Source organism: Flavobacterium sp. EDS (assembly GCF_020991525.1).
Classification (GTDB): Bacteria; Bacteroidota; Bacteroidia; order Flavobacteriales; family Flavobacteriaceae; genus Flavobacterium.
In genome coordinates this window covers 1-17,511 of the sequence record NZ_JAJMOZ010000002.1, presented here as the reverse complement: position 1 = coordinate 17,511, position 17,511 = coordinate 1, and the positions used below count along the sequence as shown (strand labels likewise).

At 30.4% G+C, this 17,511-nt stretch carries 19 protein-coding genes; 18 read left to right on the top strand and 1 reads right to left on the bottom strand.

The features are described from left to right. Positions 1–250: 250 nt before the first annotated feature. From LPB87_RS03160 to LPB87_RS03080, 16 genes are all read left to right on the top strand, one after another. On the top strand, positions 251–826 hold the full coding sequence (locus tag LPB87_RS03160; RefSeq protein ID WP_129539982.1) for a TerD family protein: 576 nt from the start codon (positions 251–253) through the stop codon (positions 824–826). A gap of 109 nt (positions 827–935) precedes the next feature. Continuing rightward, complete coding sequence (locus LPB87_RS03155; protein WP_230604933.1) at positions 936–1,601, top strand: HAD-IA family hydrolase; 666 nt, start codon at positions 936–938, stop codon at positions 1,599–1,601. Between the two features lie 2 nt (positions 1,602–1,603). Further along, complete coding sequence (locus LPB87_RS03150) at positions 1,604–2,410, top strand: phosphoribosyltransferase family protein (RefSeq protein ID WP_230604932.1); 807 nt, start codon at positions 1,604–1,606, stop codon at positions 2,408–2,410. Between the two features lie 3 nt (positions 2,411–2,413). Continuing rightward, on the top strand, positions 2,414–2,968 hold the full coding sequence (locus LPB87_RS03145) for a TerD family protein (RefSeq protein ID WP_129539984.1): 555 nt from the start codon (positions 2,414–2,416) through the stop codon (positions 2,966–2,968). Positions 2,969–2,971: 3 nt separating this feature from the next. Further along, the gene (locus tag LPB87_RS03140; protein ID WP_129539985.1) at positions 2,972–3,580 is read left to right on the top strand and encodes a TerD family protein; all 609 of its coding nucleotides are present in this window, start codon (positions 2,972–2,974) and stop codon (positions 3,578–3,580) included. An 8-nt stretch (positions 3,581–3,588) separates the two neighbouring features. Continuing rightward, positions 3,589–4,677 (top strand): toxic anion resistance protein, encoded by a 1,089-nt coding sequence (locus LPB87_RS03135; RefSeq protein ID WP_230604931.1) that lies wholly within the window; start codon positions 3,589–3,591, stop codon positions 4,675–4,677. Positions 4,678–4,701: 24 nt separating this feature from the next. Next, the gene (locus tag LPB87_RS03130) at positions 4,702–5,667 is read left to right on the top strand and encodes a hypothetical protein (protein WP_129539987.1); all 966 of its coding nucleotides are present in this window, start codon (positions 4,702–4,704) and stop codon (positions 5,665–5,667) included. Positions 5,668–5,676: 9 nt separating this feature from the next. Then, a complete protein-coding gene (locus tag LPB87_RS03125) occupies positions 5,677–6,228 on the top strand; it encodes a TerD family protein (RefSeq protein WP_129539988.1) in 552 nt (183 codons plus the stop codon). Between the two features lie 19 nt (positions 6,229–6,247). Next, entirely contained in the window at positions 6,248–6,907 is a 660-nt protein-coding gene (locus tag LPB87_RS03120; protein ID WP_129539989.1) for a TerD family protein, read from the top strand. A gap of 276 nt (positions 6,908–7,183) precedes the next feature. Next, positions 7,184–7,822, top strand: a complete 639-nt coding sequence (locus LPB87_RS03115) for a VWA domain-containing protein (RefSeq protein WP_129539990.1) — start codon at positions 7,184–7,186, stop codon at positions 7,820–7,822. 151 nt (positions 7,823–7,973) lie between these two features. After that, the gene (locus tag LPB87_RS03110; protein ID WP_129539991.1) at positions 7,974–8,609 is read left to right on the top strand and encodes a VWA domain-containing protein; all 636 of its coding nucleotides are present in this window, start codon (positions 7,974–7,976) and stop codon (positions 8,607–8,609) included. Positions 8,610–8,620: 11 nt separating this feature from the next. Further along, complete coding sequence (locus tag LPB87_RS03105) at positions 8,621–9,076, top strand: hypothetical protein (protein WP_230604930.1); 456 nt, start codon at positions 8,621–8,623, stop codon at positions 9,074–9,076. A gap of 249 nt (positions 9,077–9,325) precedes the next feature. Continuing rightward, positions 9,326–10,381 carry a TerY-C metal binding domain-containing protein gene (locus tag LPB87_RS03095; RefSeq protein ID WP_129539994.1) on the top strand — a complete coding sequence of 352 codons (1,056 nt, stop codon included), beginning with the start codon at positions 9,326–9,328 and terminating at the stop codon, positions 10,379–10,381. A gap of 7 nt (positions 10,382–10,388) precedes the next feature. Then, on the top strand, positions 10,389–11,798 hold the full coding sequence (locus tag LPB87_RS03090; RefSeq protein ID WP_230604928.1) for a PP2C family serine/threonine-protein phosphatase: 1,410 nt from the start codon (positions 10,389–10,391) through the stop codon (positions 11,796–11,798). A 3-nt stretch (positions 11,799–11,801) separates the two neighbouring features. Then, entirely contained in the window at positions 11,802–13,313 is a 1,512-nt protein-coding gene (locus LPB87_RS03085) for a kinase (protein ID WP_129539995.1), read from the top strand. A 38-nt stretch (positions 13,314–13,351) separates the two neighbouring features. After that, on the top strand, positions 13,352–14,353 hold the full coding sequence (locus LPB87_RS03080; RefSeq protein ID WP_230604927.1) for a TerC/Alx family metal homeostasis membrane protein: 1,002 nt from the start codon (positions 13,352–13,354) through the stop codon (positions 14,351–14,353). Positions 14,354–14,458: 105 nt separating this feature from the next. Here LPB87_RS03080 and LPB87_RS03075 read toward each other — a convergent pair whose 3' ends face one another. After that, positions 14,459–14,689 carry a helix-turn-helix transcriptional regulator gene (locus tag LPB87_RS03075; RefSeq protein WP_230604926.1) on the bottom strand — a complete coding sequence of 77 codons (231 nt, stop codon included), beginning with the start codon at positions 14,687–14,689 and terminating at the stop codon, positions 14,459–14,461. Positions 14,690–14,781: 92 nt separating this feature from the next. Between LPB87_RS03075 and LPB87_RS03070 the strand changes: the two genes are divergently transcribed. Beyond that, complete coding sequence (locus LPB87_RS03070; RefSeq protein ID WP_347348930.1) at positions 14,782–15,009, top strand: hypothetical protein; 228 nt, start codon at positions 14,782–14,784, stop codon at positions 15,007–15,009. 533 nt (positions 15,010–15,542) lie between these two features. Next, positions 15,543–16,955, top strand: coding sequence for a hypothetical protein (locus tag LPB87_RS03065; RefSeq protein ID WP_230604925.1), 1,413 nt, complete (start codon positions 15,543–15,545; stop codon positions 16,953–16,955). Positions 16,956–17,511: the final 556 nt, after the last annotated feature.

Genomic DNA, 17,511 nt, shown 5'->3' with positions numbered 1-17,511 from the left:
CAAATTACGGAAATACGTATTTAAGAATAGTTAGTATTAGTATGTCTACTGAATCGACAGATAATTTTTAACAGTAACACCTCAAACAGAAACATTATAAAAGAGTACTATTAAAGAATAAAAATAATAACAGATTGTTACAACAAAATAAAGACAAATAAAAAAGCTATTTTAACTAATTTAAAACAGTTTAATACAAAATATATTATATTTTTATCCTTTTAAAACCAATTATATTCTAAATATCACTATGGCAATTAACTTACAGAAAGGGCAAAAAATAAACATTGGCTTATCAAAAATAACAATAGGTTTAGGTTGGGATCCAAACGAAGGAACAGGAAATGATTTTGACTTGGATGCATCCGCAATAATGATTAATTCAGATAGAAAACTTTTGGGTGAAGATTACTTTGTTTTTTATAATAATTTAAAATCTCCTGATGAATCATTAGAACATACCGGTGACGATCCTGATGGAAAAAGTAGTGATGGAGATGACGACGAAGCTATAAAAGTTGATTTAACTAAAATTGACCCAAGAGCTAATGAAATCTTATTTGTTGTAACAATTGAAGACTTTGAAAGAAGAAAACAAAACTTTGGCCAAGTAAGAAATTCATATATTAGAATAGTTGATAATGCAAGCGGAGAAGAAATTGCTAAATACGAATTGGACGAAGATTTCTCGATAGAAACAGGTGTAGAATTTGGAAGACTTTATAAAAAGAATGACCAATGGAAATTTGAAGCTTCTGGAATTGGATATAGAGCCGATTTAGGTTTCTTTTTAGAGAAATACTATTCAGGTGAAATCATTAAATAATGACTTTCTCAAAATCAAATCAATTCATTACTAATCCAAAACAAATTAGTATTTAAGAAGTATCATGAACTCTACTTAAAATTAATCTGTTGCTATCAAACTTGTAAACTTGAAAATAAATCATTCAAACCATAGTCATCTATCATTCGATTTATGGTTGACCCTCATAAAATCAAATCCTGAATTTAAAAGTAAAAGAAATCTATTATTTAAAAATTTTTTTGATGTAGATTCTACAATCGAAAAAGTGAATGAGGTAGTTCGCTATTATGATGTTTTATGCAATAATATAAACGAAAGAACGGGATCTAATATTGATACTTATGAAATTTATTATTTAATCTTAAACGCATTAAATTTAGACATAAATAAGATCTCAACAGATAAATTAGAATTATTTTATAAAGAGACTGAATTATTATTCTTGAAATATAAACCAGAGCTTCTATATAAAAATATCCCAGCCCTTTTTGATGAAATTACTAAACAAGGAAAAACAATCAACTTACTTAGTAACACTGCTTTTATTAAAGGGAAAACATTGAGAAAAATATTATCTCATTATGAATTAGAAAATCATTTTAATTTTCAGATATACTCCGATGAAGTCGGAATTTCAAAGCCAAATAGTCAAATTTTTCAATTAGTATTTGACCAAGCAAATGAGATAAAAAAAACAACCAAAAAAGAAATACTGCATATTGGAGACAACATAGTAGCCGATTATAATGGAGCTATTAATTTTGGATTTGATGCACACCTATTAAAATTATAAAAGTGAATAAAAATTTTAGTTTACATAAAATTCTTGAAAAAGATAATTGCCCTTTTCAAGAAGAAGAATACAGCCGATTTAAATTTGGAGATAAAAGCTATGCAGAAAAATTTGCAAAAGAATTATTCGATGGCTTTACGGAACAATATGGTGAATTGATTTTATCAAACAAGGAAATAGTTATACTTCCAAGTCCATTTTTATCGATACCTACAGCTTCAAACTTTTTATGTTATTATTTCAAGAAACAACTCAACGCCTTTCTGTTTAAAAACAACAAAAAAGCATGTATTGAGTCAAAAATTTACAGAAATCAAACTTATGTTACTGATTATGGAAATTTAAATTTTGAAGAAAGAGTAAAATTAATCTCTAATGACACCTATTATATTGACAAAAATTTTATTGAAGGAAAACTTTGTATTTTCGTTGATGATATTAAGATCACAGGAAGCCATGAACATACTGTAAATAAAATACTAGATCAGTATAATGTAAATGGTGATTTTGTATTTGTTTATTTTGCTGAATTAATAAATAAAGAGATTCATCCAAACATAGAAAATCATTATAATTATTATTCTGTTAAGAATGTTGAAGACATCGTTAACATTATAAATAGCGATCATTTTCAATACAATACTAGAATAGTAAAGTATATATTAAGTCTCAACGAAGATGATTTTAGCTATTTAGCAAATAACATTTCGTTGCTAAAAAGTAATGATTTATTTCATCTAGCAATAAGTAATAACTACCACCAAATTTTAGAATACCAAAATAACATTAACGTAATAAAAATTGATTAAATTATGGCTATCAACTTACAAAAAGGGCAAAGAGAAAACATAAATGCCCCAAAATTTACAATTGGTTTAGGATGGGATACAAATAGTAGCTCGACAGGATCAGGATATGATCTTGATGCTTCTGTATTTGTATTAGGAGATAATAGAAAAATAATTTCTGACTCTCATTTTATATTTTATAATAATTTAAAATCACCAGACGAATCTGTTATTCATACAGGAGACAATTTAACTGGAGATGGAGATGGAGATGATGAGCAAATAAAAATTGATTTAACAAAAATTGATGCTGCTGTAAAAGAAATATGTATTGTCGTTACAATTCATGATGCTCAAAACAGAAAACAAAATTTTGGACAAGTTCGTAATTCATTTATTAGAATTGTAGATGATAGCAACAATACTGAAATGGTTAAATATGAATTAGAAGAAGACTTCTCTATAGAAACTGCAGTTGAGTTTGGTAGAATATACAATAAAGACGGACAATGGAAATTTGAAGCTATTGGTGCAGGAATGAAAGGTGGATTAGAAGATTACTTAAATAAATACAACTAAAAAATGGCTATAAATTTAGAAAAAGGACAACGTATCAATCTTGAAAAAAGCAACGGTACTAAATTACAAAACATTTGCGTAGGTGTAAATTGGGGAGCTATTGAGAAAAAAGGGCTTTTTGGAACAAAAAAAGAGCCTGTAGATCTAGATGCAAGTTGTGCCATTTATGACGAAAAGAAAAACCATATCGATTCTGTTAACTTTAGAAAACTACAATCTAATGATCAAGCTATTAAACACAGCGGTGATGATTTAACTGGAGATTTAAACGGTGATGACGGATTAGACAATGAAGTTATTACATTAGATTTTTCTAGAATATCACCTTCTGCAAACCATGTAGCTTTCTTTATAAATAGTTTTAGAGGACAAGATTTTAAAGATATTCCTTTTGCATCTATCAGAATATACGAAGGAACTCCAACAAGAGTTAACCAGGAATATGCTCGTTATGATATTGCAAACGATTCTTCTTTTGCTGGAAATGTATCAATGGTTCTTGGTGTTTTTTACAAAAGAAATGATGAATGGAAATTTAGTGCAATCGGAACACCTACAAGAGATAAAAAACTTGAAGAAACGATTCTTACTATCCAACAAAATCATTTATAAAAGACAACATGATAGACAATCAATTAGTTACTCAAGAAAACGTTGCCTTAATTGACAAAGACGGAAATGTAAACTTAGCCACAATTACTGAAACAGAAATTAACAGCTACAAATCAATCTCAAATCAATTAAATGAGAACGATGCCAATTCGATTTTAAATTACGGCGCGGAGATTCAAAATGCTATTGCGAAACAAAGTGATACTTTTTTGACCAACGTAAGAACATATAATTCTGGTGAGGTAGGAACTTTGATTAATGATTTGTTAACTGAATTAAACTATGTAGATGTTGATCAGTTAGACCAAGGACCTGTTAAGCGATTTCTTTCAAAGATTCCAGTCCTTAATAAATTAGTTGTCGATGTGAAAAAATTATTCCAACAATACGACAAAATTACTGTAAACATTGACAAAATCAGTAATAAAGTAAAAGCTGGAATGATTAATTCTGTTAAAGATAATAGCGCACTTCAAACCATGTTTGATGGTAATGTCGCTCTTATCAAAGAAATGGAAAAACACGTTATTGCAGGACAAATTCGTTTTAAAGAACTAAACGAAGAACTTGCTGTGATGGAAGCTAACACGGCACAATATCAAGATTATCAAATTTCTGATAAAAGGAATTTCATAAACCGTCTAGACAAACGTTTGGCCGACATGAAAATTGTTCGTTTTATTATGTTGCAATCTCTAGCCCAAATACGTGTGGTTCAAAACAACAATACGTCTATTGCAGAAAAAGCACAATCTATCTTAACGACGACAATGCCTGTCTGGAAAAACCAGCTTACCCTAGCTGTTGCTCTACAAAGACAAAAACAAAATATTGAAATTCAGCGAAAAGTATCTGAAACAACAAATACTATTTTGCAGAAAAATGCCGAAATGCTGAAACAAAACAGCATTGAAGTAGCTAAAGAAAATGAAAACACAATTGTTTCTTTAGAAACGCTTAAAATGACAACCAATTCTTTAATAGATACTTTAACAGAAGTAAAACAAATTCACGAACAAGGTACTGAAACCAGAAGACAACTAGATGCTGGTTTGCAAAGTCTTGAAAGCGAATTAAAAAAAGGCGTCATAAGCTAATTGAATATAAGATAAGACCAACAAATGCAAGAGGAAGAGGAACGGTTCGTTCAAATAATAAAAGATAGTAACAGAAAACTTGTGATTTTAGAATTGTTATCCAATTTCTTTAATCACAAGGATCTTGTTGGTACCTTAATAAAAACAAAAATAATCCATACTCTTTTTCAAAACAACCGTTCATTAGACATTAATAAATTAGAACTATTTCACATACAGTTTACTAACAGCCTCATTGATTTGTTTCAAAAAATCAAGAAATCAAAAGAACAAAACTATCTTTTAATTTCAGATGAAATATATATTAATGATGACATTATTTCAAAACTAAAATCAGAAATAGAAGAAACTAAGTTTACGAATCAAATGCGGGTTCATTCGCAAAATATGTCTAAAAAGATTGAGGAATTATACAACATATTTGTAGCTGATAAATCTGCTTTATTTAATTGGAATGAGATTACGATTTTTTCTGAAAGCGTTCAATCTGAATATTACAGAGAAATAAGTATTGATCAATATGAACAGCTCACTCGCTACAACAAAAGCTTGTATGAAAACTCATTTGCGAAATTTGAAAAAAAATTATTAGGCAGATTAAACATTCTAAAGTTCAAAATTAAATTTTTGTGTGGATTAGTTTGTAATAACGAGACAATTGAAGTCTACGAATTTAGAGATTCTAATGACAAATTTATTTATGTTGCCAATGATAAATCTTTCTATTTTTTAAATAGTGAAAATTCTCAAGGAATAGATTTATCGAAAAATAATTCTGCAAAAGAAGAAATTGTAATTCAACTAACAACTAAAAATGCAGATTTGAATTTAGAGCTTAGTACAATCAAATCAATACTTCCAGAAACTGTTCAGGAAGTATTAAAAGATTACTTAGACAAGATCTCTTCTGTTGATTTCCTAGATGATTTGCAGAATGTGGATGAACAAACAAATATTTTAAAAACAATGTTAAACATTAATATTAATTAAAAGAATAAAATGGCAATTAATTTAGAAAAAGGGCAAAGACAAAGTATCGATGCACCAAAATTTACTGTTGGATTAGGATGGGATAGTAATTCTAGTAGTACTGGAGAAGGTTTTGACTTAGATGCATCAGTCTTTTTAGTTGGTGCTAATGGCAAACTTCCTTCTGACAACCACTTTGTATATTATAACAATCTAAAATCACCAGATCAGGCAGTAGTGCATACTGGAGATAATTTAACTGGTGATGGTGATGGAGATGATGAAAAAATACAAATTGATTTATCAAAAATTGCTCCAGAAGTTTCTGAAATTTCATTTGTAGTTACTATTCATCATGCAGATACAAAAAGACAAAACTTTGGTCAAATAAGAAATTCATTTATCCGAATTCTAGATCAATCGAATGTAGAATTAGTTAAATACGAATTAGACGAAGATTTCTCCATAGAAACTGCTGTTGAATTTGGAAGAATTTACAAAAGAAACGACGAGTGGAAATTTGAAGCTGTTGGCGTAGGAATGAAAGGTGGTTTACAAGATTATATAAATAAATACAATTAACAAGAAACACTAAAAAAACATGGCAATTAACTTAACCAAAGGACAAAAAATTGATCTAAGAAAATCAAGTGGTGAAACATTAACAAATTTCTGCGTTGGTGTAAACTGGGGAGCAATTGAAACAAAAGGATTCCTCGGATTATCAAAAAATGTAAAAGATGTAGACTTAGATTTGAGTTGTATTCTTATTGATGACCAAAACAAACTTTGTGACCATTTATATTCTCCTTTATACAGAATTGAAGCATTACAACAATTTGGTTTACCAAAAGGTAAATTATTAAGTGTTGATGGCGCTCTAAAACATACAGGTGATGATCTTGCTGGAGATACAGGTGGTGATGATGGATTAGATAATGAAATTATAACTGTCGATTTATCAAAAGTAGATTCAAAAGTTAACCAAATATTTTTCTTCTTGAACAATGCAGGAAATGAAGATTTTTCTCAAATCCCTTATGCAAAAATCAGAATGTACGAAGGTACTCCAACAAGAGTAGTTTCAGAGTTTGCTTCATATAATGTCTCTGCTGATAGACAATATGTAAACAAGCGTTCAATAATTATGGGGAAACTTTACAAACGAAATAATGAATGGAAATTTAGTGCAATTGGAGATCCTACAGAAGATACTTTCTTAGGACAAACAGTTCACAAGATTGTACAATCATACCTATAATAAAATCTAGTATTTTAGAGTACGAAAATGCATTATTTGCGTACAAGCGCATTCCATAATTAAAATTGTAAAAAAATTGAGTCTTCGCTCATCAAATGAGACAAGATCAATAATACACTTTAATTATGTTGTGATAACTTTATTAATTGGTTAGTGGAAAATTTTTCTCATGAGCCCCATTCCTATTATTGGGGCTCTTTATAATCACTTAATAAACAAAAGGCAAATACAAACACATACAATACCCAATACTATTTCATCCCTTAAAAGAAAAAAATGAGAAGACTTCCCGTATACTTATTGCTAGATACTTCAGGTTCAATGTCAGGAGAGCCAATTGAAGCTGTAAAGAATGGCGTTCAGATAATGATTAGTTCTTTGCGTCAAAATCCTCAAGCTATTGAAACCGCATTTTTAAGCATAATCACTTTTGATAGTACAGCTCAACAAATTGTGCCACTAACAGATTTAGCCTCTTTTCAGATGGTAGACATTAAAGCAACAGGAGTTACAGCTTTAGGAGAAGCTTTAAGATTAGTCGCTCATAAAATAGAAACTGAAGTTCAAAAAACAACTACTGAACAAAAGGGAGATTGGAAGCCTTTAGTTTTTATCATGACAGATGGAATCCCTACAGATAACTGGGAAAATGGCTTAAATGAATTTAAAAAATCAAAAGTCGCTTTTACAGTAGCATGTGCTGCAGGAAATGGTGCAGATACTAATGTCTTAAAGAAAATTACAGATAATGTAGTTAGTTTAGATACAGCAGACACTGCAACCATTGGTAAATTCTTTCAGTGGGTAACAGCTTCTATTGGCGTAAGTTCAACAAAACTAGAAGATTCAGGAAAGGAAATTACAAATTTCAAAGAATTACCTCCTCCTCCATCAGAACTTAATATTGTAGTTTAAATTCCTACTCTCGAAATACATCTAAAAAAAGATTTTTAGAGTCTTCTTGAGCCAAACAGAATCATATAATACAGACAAGTGTTTCTACATAAAATAAACGTAGAACAAATTTAGTAATACAATTATTAAATCATTTTTTGCAAAAAATACGATGAGAAGACTACCAGTATATTTTTTATTAGACACTTCCGGTTCAATGTATGGAGAACCAATTCAGGCATTAAATAATGCTTTGAGTGGCATGATTAACACGTTGCGTTCAGACGCACAAGCTTTAGATTCGCTTTGGATCAGTATTATAACTTTTGATAGAGAAGTAAAAGAAATTACTCCCTTAACAGAGTTAGTAAACTTTCAGCTTCCAGAGATAACCTGCCCCCAAAGTGGACCAACAAATACTGGAGCAGGACTTGAGTTTATAATTGAAAAAGTAAAAACAGATGTTATAAAAGGCTCACCAACTCAAAAAGGAGATTGGAAACCGTTACTCTTTGTATTCACAGACGGAAAACCATCAGACATACAACTTTATAGACAAAAAACACCCGAAATTAAAAACCTGAATTTTGGAGCAATTGTTGGTTGTGCAGCTGGTCATATGGCCAACGACGATATTTTAAAAGAACTAACAGATAATGTCGTTCATTTAGACTCTACAGATAGCTCAACTCTGAAACAATTTTTTAAATGGGTTTCTGAAACTATCGAACAAGGCAATAAAAGTCAGGGAACAGGAGAAAGTGTCGCTTTGCCTCCACCGCCAAGCGAAATAACTATCGTAATTTAATTTTTCTTTAAATGATAGATATAATATTTAAACTTTCAACTTCGATTATTGATGTAGCAAAATATGCAGATAACGCCTATCATGAAGGAGAACCAGACATAGACTCAATAGTTTTAAACTCAACCGAAAGATTAGAACTCATGAATATAGATAGTCTTGTTGTATGTTATCAATCAATAATAGTAAATGATTTTACAATTAAGAAGATAGAACAACTTTTGATCGATAATTATCAAAAAGAGCATTTATACATAAGAGATATTATAACACGCAAGAACTGCATTTATATAAAAGCAATGCATGCTATTCCTTTTACAGATATAAATAAATGTTACGGGGCTACTTTTTCCATTAATTATATGGAGTCCAATAATTGTATCTCTGTTTATGGGATTAAAACAAAAAATACAGAAGAAGAAGTTTTTAAGCAAATTGCAAATGAATTAATAACTACCCTATCAAAATGACACTTATCAAACTTTTCATCCAAATCCTAATAATTGGTTTATTTTTATATTCAAAGTTGCTCCCTTATAAAGATAAATTAAGTCCACAATACAAAAAGGTTTTTGACTTCTTCAATAGTATATTTTCGCCAATATTTAATTTTTTGAGAACCATCGTAAAACCTTTTCAAGTTGGTATTGGATTATCAGTTGATATGACACAAATTGTACTTTTAATTATTTTTTTAATGCTACTAAATTTCCTTTAAAATGAGAAGATTACCTATATATTTTTTAATTGATATATCCGAATCAATGGTAGGAGAACCTATTCAACAAGTTGAAGAGGGGTTAGCTACAATCATTCAAGCTTTAAAAACGGACCCTCATGCTCTAGAAACTGTATTTGTTTCTATCATCGTTTTTGCTGGACAACCTAAAACATTGGTCCCTTTACAAGAAATAGTTAGTTTTTACCCTCCTAAATTCCCAATTGGTAGCGGAACCTCATTAAGCAAAGGATTGGGGCATTTAATGCATGAATTGAGAACAAATATCGTTAAGACTACTTATGAAATGAAAGGCGATTGGAAACCAATTGTATTTTTATTTACAGATGGAGTTCCTACAGATGATAGTAAAGCGGCGATTAATGAATGGAAACTTAATTGGCAAAAAACGGCTAATCTAATTGCAATTTCTTTTGGAAACGAAACAGACACGAACCTGTTGGGTGAATTAACAGAGAACGTTTTACACTTTAAAAACACAAATGTTCAATCCTATAAAGAATTCTTTAAATGGGTTACAGATTCTATAAAGACAAGTAGTATAAGTGTCGAAAGCAACTCGACAGGATTCGAATTAGCAAAATTAGATGGAGAAACACTTTCAAAAATAGATTTAACAAAATCAGAACCAAATCGTCAGTATGTAGATGATAATTTTGTGGTGTTAAACGGAAAATGTCAAAATACCAAAAGACCTTATTTGATGAAATACCGCAAAACAATTGCTCCGTCAATTTATGCCGGTATCGAATTATCGTCTAAAAACTACAAGCTGGTTGGAGCATATCAAGTTGACAATTCTTATTTTGAACTAGCAGACACCACTAATTTTAGCAATAAAGTAAATACCGATGAACTCATAGGAGGTCCAACATGTCCTTGTTGTGGCAATCAGATAGCGTTTGCCGTTTGTGTTTGTAGCAAAATACATTGTATTGGTGACGAGGACATAAGTACTTGTCCGTGGTGTAACAATCAAGGAACTTATGGCGCTAGTGGCGAAGGTGGTTTTGATGTAAACAGAACGCAAGGATAATTTTTTCATGGAAGAAACAAAAAAATATGTCCAAGCTTTTTTATCACAAAATAAAATTGAAGTTCCAACAAGCAAACATTCTCTATTTGATGATTTTATTGCAAATGAAACAAACATTGAATCCGTAAAAATAATTAAAGAAAATCAACAGATGATTATGGCAAACTGGATGCTAAAAACTAGAATTGATGACATTATTCAACAATCGGTATTATTACCAAACGGTACGGTGAACAAAAATTATGAATCAGAAATTGACTTTATTAAATTAGGCTGGAACGATATTGTTTATTCAGAAATTAAAAACTTAGACGATACTGGACTTTCTTTTAACGATACTGAAAAGTTACTTCATGGAAATCCAAAAATAAGTGGTGATTTAAAAATAAAACTACTATTCAGAGTTGAAGGAGAGGAAGAAAATTCAACACTAAATGAAAAAACAATTACAGTAATTATAAATCCTGATCCAAAATCGTTGTGGAAAAACATTGAAAGCAACAAAACGGATCCTTTCTGGAAAGAAGACAACATTGCTTTTTCGGGAAAATTTTTAGACAAAAACATTGTTATAGCTTCTAAAAGAGGAAGAAGTCATGCAAATGTTGGCTCCTTTAGAGATGATGATTATGCTTTTAAAAACATCAATGAAACAGGTTGGTGCGTGCTGGCAGTTTCAGATGGTGCTGGTTCAGCAAATTTATCAAGACAAGGATCTAAATTGGCCTGCGATTTAGTGATTGAATATTTTGAACAAAATTTAACCCTAGAATATTTAAAAGAGTTTGATGAGACACTTTTAAATCATTATAACAAATCAGATGAAAGCACATCAAAAAAAATAAGCCACTTTGTTTATAATACCTTGTCAAAGGGAGCCCACTATACACATAAAAAAATAGAGGAGTTTGCAATACAAAATGAAAAAGAGCTTAAAGATTTTCATTCGACTTTAATATTTACGTTAGTCAAAAAATATGATTTCGGGTACGCCATACTAACCTTTGGAGTTGGCGATTGTCCTATTGGTTTATTAAATAAAGATTTAACCGAAATAAAACTAATGAACTGGCTAGATGTTGGAGAATTTGGTGGAGGAACCAGATTTGTTACCATGCCAGAAATATTTCAAAGTGACAGGTTCTCGTCCCGATTTGGTTTCAAATTAGTTGATGATTTCTCTTATTTGATGTTAATGACAGATGGAATTTACGACCCTAAATTTATTGTTGAAGTTAATTTAGAAAAAATAACAAAGTGGAACGAATTTTTAGGAGATTTGCAAGGAAATAACGAAGATGGCCATAAGGTCGATTTTAATCCGGAAAATACCGAAATTGCAAACCAACTTTCGGCGTGGATGGATTTTTGGAGTCCAGGAAATCACGATGACAGAACCCTAGCTATAATTTACTAAATCATGAGTATAGTTACCGTAAAATCAATTAATGACCACACAAAATCATATCAATTTGTTGATAATGGTGAACCAATGCGTGGTGGTGTAAAAGATGTATATTTTAGTCCTGATAAAAAATATGTAGTTGCTATTTTTAGAGATAAATTAGACTTTAATCAAAAGGAAAGACTCCAAAAAATAACTAATTATTATTTGCCACAAATTCAAAACAAGGAAGCAGGCGATTATTATTTAAATGAAGTTTTTAGATGGCCAACAGATGTTATCGAATATAATAATCTAACTGGAATAATTGTTCCCGTTTACAATTCAAAATTCTTCTTCAAAAAAGGATACGCAACAAGCGATTTAATTCAAGGAAAAGAAAAAAATGGAAAATGGTTTGCTGGACCCAAATTCAGGAACCCACAATTTCCGCTTAGAGTTGCAAATTCAGAGTTAGGAGATTGGTTAAGTTACTTTCAGGTTTCGGTTAATTTAACTCGGGGAGTAAAAAAAATGCATGCCATGGGATTGGCGCATTCTGATTTATCATACAATAATGTACTAATAGATCCTATCGAAAAATCTGCCTGCATGATTGATCTAGACGGATTAGTAGTTCCAGGATTATTTCAGGCAGAAGTAATAGGCACTGCCGAATTTATTGCTCCCGAAGTACTAGCAACTAAACATCTAAATAAAACAGACCCAAACAGAAAATTACCAAACAGATTAACAGATCTGCATGCTTTGCCTGTGCTTATTTATATGTTTCTATTACATCGTCATCCATTAAAGGGAGGTAAAGTTCATGATTTAGACACCGAAAAAGATGATTTATTGTCTATGGGCGAAAAAGCAATGTTTATAGAACATCCTACAGACAATGCAAATAGACCAAAACTTAATCAAGTATCAAAATGGGATTTGCCTTGGGCAGATATCACCAAACTACCCTACACGATTACGGGGCCGTATCTAAAAACATTATTCGATAAAGTATTTATAGATGGATTACACAATCCGATGCAAAGACCAACGGCAGAAGAATGGGAAATAGCGTTGCTGAAAACATCCGATTTAATGCAGAAATGTCATAACACATCCTGCGAGCAAAAATGGTATGTTTTTGACAATACAAACACACCAAGATGCCCATTTTGTGGAACATCCCACAAAGGGACACTTCCTGTTTTAGACCTTTACTATCAAGCCCAAGAATCGGTATGGAAACCCGAAAATCATAGATTAATGGTTTATAACGATCAATACTTGTTTCAATGGCACGTTAATCGTAATATTGCCAGAAATGAAAAACTAACCGCAGAGCAGAAAATACCTGTGGGATATTTTACATTTCATGATGATAAATGGGTATTAGTCAATCAGAAACTAACCAATTTAAAAGATTTAACAGAAGACAAAGAAATTCCAATCGGTACAATGGTAGAGCTTACTGATGGAAAAAAACTACTCCTCTCGAGAGAAGAAGGAGGAAGAGTAATCGTAATTACAATGGCTAATAAATAAAAACAATTAAAAACAAAAATTAATTTAATAAACAACAAATGAACGAACATCCCATTTTCTCCGAACATCCTGGATTAATAGCAATTTTTGCAATCGCAGTAGTAATCATGCTATTACTAGATTTAGGAATTTTCAACAAAAAAAGTCATGTCGTAAGCAATAAAGAAGCTATTTCCTGGTCATTAGTTTGGATCAGTTTAGCAATGGGTTTTAGTGGTTTAGTTTACTATTACGCAGGTTCTGCTAAATTTTACGAATTTCAATCAGCGTATTGGATCGAGAAAGCACTTTCTGTAGACAACCTTTTTGTTTTTATACTTGTATTCAAGTTTTTTGATGTACCAAATACCAACAAACACAAAGTCTTATTTTGGGGTATTATTGGAGCATTGGTCCTAAGAGCTATATTTATATTCTCTGGAGCTTTTTTAATCGAATTAACTTATTTAAATAAACTTTTAAGCCTAGTTGGTGTAGAAGGATTTAAATACGACATTAACTTAATCATGACAGCCTTTGGATTGTTCTTAGTTTATGCTGGAATAAAATCATGGTCTGCAGGAAATGAGGACGAAGACGAAGATTACAACAATACAAGAGGAGCCAAATTAATTAGAAAATTCTTTAGCGTAAGCGATAAGTACGATGGAGATAAATTCTTTACATACGAAAACGGAAAAAAACTAGCAACACCTCTTTTAGTTGTAGTAGCAGTTATAGAATTTACAGATTTACTTTTTGCAGTAGATTCAATCCCAGCGATTTTTGCAATCTCAAGTGATCCGTTTATTCTTTATACATCAAACATTTTTGCAATTTTAGGACTAAGAGCATTATTCTTCTTACTTGATAATTTCATTCATTTGTTTAGTAAATTACAATATGGTTTGGCAATAATTCTTGCTTTTATTGGGGTTAAGATGATTATCTCACCATTCTATCACATAGAATCAATGTACTCATTAATTGTTATTGCTGGTGTTTTAGTAATATCTGTTATTCTTTCAGTAATGTTCCCAGAACCAAAAGAAGAAGCATAAAATCAATATTTAAAATACGAAAAAAGACCTCAATTGAGGTCTTTTTTTTATGCATAATAGTTTCGATCAAACAGTTATTTTGCTGTTTTAAACCCCTACCCTTTTCTATTTTATGGAGAAATCAAGTAATTCTTTAGGCTCAACATCTAGAGCATTCGCGATTTTCACAAGAGTTTTTACACCAGTATTTATTTTAGCAACTTCTATTCGTGCTATTTGGGATTTGGTAACATTACAGTCGTCTGCTAAACCTTGCTGGGACAAGCCTTTCTTTTCACGTAATTGCCTTATGTGAATTCCAAGATTAACAATAAAAGTTTCTTCTGAAATATTCATATTTCAAAAGTGATAAGATTTATTTTGTTCACATAGGCAAATTTGCCTACAATTTATTATATTTGATGAATCAAAAAAATAAAACAATGACTATGGAAGGCTTTAATAAAGAAACAGAAATCAGACTAATAAATTTTTTCAATAATGCTATTGAACCCGAAGAAATGGCAAAATTAATACGTCAAGTAAATTATGCGCTCTCTTTATGCTCAATGAGAAGATGCGAAACAACAGAGTCTCAAATAAGAACTATTGAAGATAATTTTTATTGGCTCAATAAATTAGCCGAAGCTTTAGATCCTTATTTGGATGTGGAGTAAAGAAAGTTTTTTTTGCGTCCCGTTTGTCATTTCGAAGAATGAGAAATCTCCGCAAGTAACTCGACAATCAAGAAAAACTTTGCGTTAATTTCTTGCGGAGACCCTTCCTGCGTTAGGGTGACAAGATTGGGCAGAAACAAAAATTATCTATATACAAGTTTACACGCAAAACAACCACAAACTTGTCAGGCTGAGCGGAGTCGAAGCCCCGCTAGCAACACGACAATCAAAAAACATTTTATTCTCTAAATATTTTTTTTTAAGGAGTTATCCCGATAGCTATCGGGACTTGCTATCATTCCAATCTTTTTTATTGAGAAAAACAATAAAAAAGGATTTTCCCTTCTATCAGGGCTAGAAATACAACTTCCTGGATATAAAGTTTATAGGTAACAAAAAAAAATCTGCACTCTCACCTTAAATATGGAAAACCGTAAAAGAAAGTAATTAATATTAACTAAATTTAATCATTATTAATTTTACTTTGTTATTTAAGACGAAAATTCGAGAACTAATTAAAAATATTTAAAAATTTGATAAAAGTTTATATTGATTGGAATGTTATGTCTGGAATGAAAAATGGCTATTTTTCGGAACTGCAAGAAATCTTTAGCAATAAGGAAAAATTTAAATTAATGTATTCTACTTCACACATAGGAGATATTTTAGCAAGCAATAGAGATGATCAAGAACAACAAGATATAATACAACAGGATTTAGACTTTATAACTAATCTTACAGGTAATTTGTGTTTAGCAAATAGTGGGGAAAAAGTCTATTTCGATTATATGATCCCTAGAGAATTATTTGAAGATCAAATTCAAAGCAATAAACTCACGGATAATTTAAGTATAGATAATCTATTTGATACAAATGACCAAGACGAGTCATTAAAGCAAATTTTAGAATCTGTTAAAGAACTAATAAAAGGTATCGATATTGATTCTGCCTTTAAAGATATGTATAAAACTCCAGAGGGTGCAGAAGTTATGAATAAATTATTTCCAGGATTAGAAACTGATCTCACAATGGATGGATTTTTTAAAAGCTTTGGTGTAATGTATCAAAATTTGAATGAAAGAGAAGGAGTGAAAGATTTAAGAGCAATTGTGCAAAGTATCGGGATAAATAGTGCCCATTTTAATCCAGATAAAAATCCTTTTGACCTTATTGAAACAACATATAAGAATAATGGCTTATCTGATTATAAAAATAACTATGTAGAACAAGGTAAAAATGCACCTGTATGGTTTGACGAAATTACAAACGAATATATTTTACTTGATTTACATGGATTTAATTCCGATAAGATAAAGGTAACTAATAAAGAAAAAAATACCTTCAGAAATACGTCTGAAGACGCTTCACATACTGCTTTTGCAACTTTAAGTGATTTTTATATTACAAATGATACAAAAAACTTTAAAAAAACAAAAGCCGTTTATGAAAAGCTAGAGATTTCCACAAAAGTCTTAAGGCCAGACGAATTTGTAGATTACTATAAGCTGTATCTGAATTTTGACAAAGTTTCAGATCATTTTGAGACTATTTCAAAAGCATTAGGACAGCGTGATTTATTTCATTTAGAGTATGAAGATGAAAAAATGATTTCATTAACACAATTTACAAACTATTACTTTTTTAATTTTTTTAATAAAATAATCTTAAGCATAAATAAGGTTGAAGAAAATATAGGAGGTTTTGTTTTATGCAAAGATTTACCATCGAAACATTTTCAAATTGCTTTTATTGAAGTAGAAAAACTTGTTAAAACTTTTGTAGAAAATTATGGCGTTGATAATGACGGTAAAGGATATTTAAAAGAGGATGAGTTCCTTAATGGAAATTGGGATGGGAGGTATTGGCTGTTAGAATTAAATTATATAAAAATAACTCAGAAAAATTATTGGTTTCATTTGTATTTCTATCCCATAGAAAAAAAATAATGCGATCGCGCAGAAATACTTTCCGTGTCCACAACGATAAAACACAATACAAATATTATCTATAATAACAATTTTATCATTAAATCCACATTTCTATTTTAATACCCTGAGAATTCCTATTTTTAAATAATATTATTTAACTCTAGAGCCTAAACCAAAATTGAATCTATAAAACCAATAAATAATGTATCAATGGGAAAGAAAAACAAAAAAATATTATTTATATCGGTCATTGGAATAATAGCAGGAACATTAATTAAATTACTAGGATATAAAACCTTAGGAGATACATTTCTTGGTCTTTCAACACTAATCTGGCTCATCATTATTATCCCTCTTATTTATAAATTTATGAATAGAAATCAGAAGACATAAATAATGCATGTCTGTTGTAATCAATTCAAAACAAAAAAGCTTCTGATCTCTCAGAAGCTTTTTTGTAGTCTTTTTGTGTTAATTTATAAAAATTAACACATGATTTCTTAAAAAAGCATTACTATTGTTTATTCAAAACAATATATATATGAAAAAAGCTATCTTTACTATCTTAAGCTAC

Coding starts and splice junctions, on each gene's coding strand:
- LPB87_RS03160 (WP_129539982.1), top strand. CDS start 251: ATGGCAATTAACTTACAGAAAGGGCAAAAAATAAACATTGGCTTATCA.
- LPB87_RS03145 (WP_129539984.1), top strand. CDS start 2,414: ATGGCTATCAACTTACAAAAAGGGCAAAGAGAAAACATAAATGCCCCA.
- LPB87_RS03140 (WP_129539985.1), top strand. CDS start 2,972: ATGGCTATAAATTTAGAAAAAGGACAACGTATCAATCTTGAAAAAAGC.
- LPB87_RS03135 (WP_230604931.1), top strand. CDS start 3,589: ATGATAGACAATCAATTAGTTACTCAAGAAAACGTTGCCTTAATTGAC.
- LPB87_RS03130 (WP_129539987.1), top strand. CDS start 4,702: ATGCAAGAGGAAGAGGAACGGTTCGTTCAAATAATAAAAGATAGTAAC.
- LPB87_RS03125 (WP_129539988.1), top strand. CDS start 5,677: ATGGCAATTAATTTAGAAAAAGGGCAAAGACAAAGTATCGATGCACCA.
- LPB87_RS03120 (WP_129539989.1), top strand. CDS start 6,248: ATGGCAATTAACTTAACCAAAGGACAAAAAATTGATCTAAGAAAATCA.
- LPB87_RS03115 (WP_129539990.1), top strand. CDS start 7,184: ATGAGAAGACTTCCCGTATACTTATTGCTAGATACTTCAGGTTCAATG.
- LPB87_RS03110 (WP_129539991.1), top strand. CDS start 7,974: ATGAGAAGACTACCAGTATATTTTTTATTAGACACTTCCGGTTCAATG.
- LPB87_RS03105 (WP_230604930.1), top strand. CDS start 8,621: ATGATAGATATAATATTTAAACTTTCAACTTCGATTATTGATGTAGCA.
- LPB87_RS03095 (WP_129539994.1), top strand. CDS start 9,326: ATGAGAAGATTACCTATATATTTTTTAATTGATATATCCGAATCAATG.
- LPB87_RS03090 (WP_230604928.1), top strand. CDS start 10,389: ATGGAAGAAACAAAAAAATATGTCCAAGCTTTTTTATCACAAAATAAA.
- LPB87_RS03085 (WP_129539995.1), top strand. CDS start 11,802: ATGAGTATAGTTACCGTAAAATCAATTAATGACCACACAAAATCATAT.
- LPB87_RS03080 (WP_230604927.1), top strand. CDS start 13,352: ATGAACGAACATCCCATTTTCTCCGAACATCCTGGATTAATAGCAATT.
- LPB87_RS03075 (WP_230604926.1), bottom strand. CDS start 14,689: ATGAATATTTCAGAAGAAACTTTTATTGTTAATCTTGGAATTCACATA.
- LPB87_RS03070 (WP_347348930.1), top strand. CDS start 14,782: ATGGAAGGCTTTAATAAAGAAACAGAAATCAGACTAATAAATTTTTTC.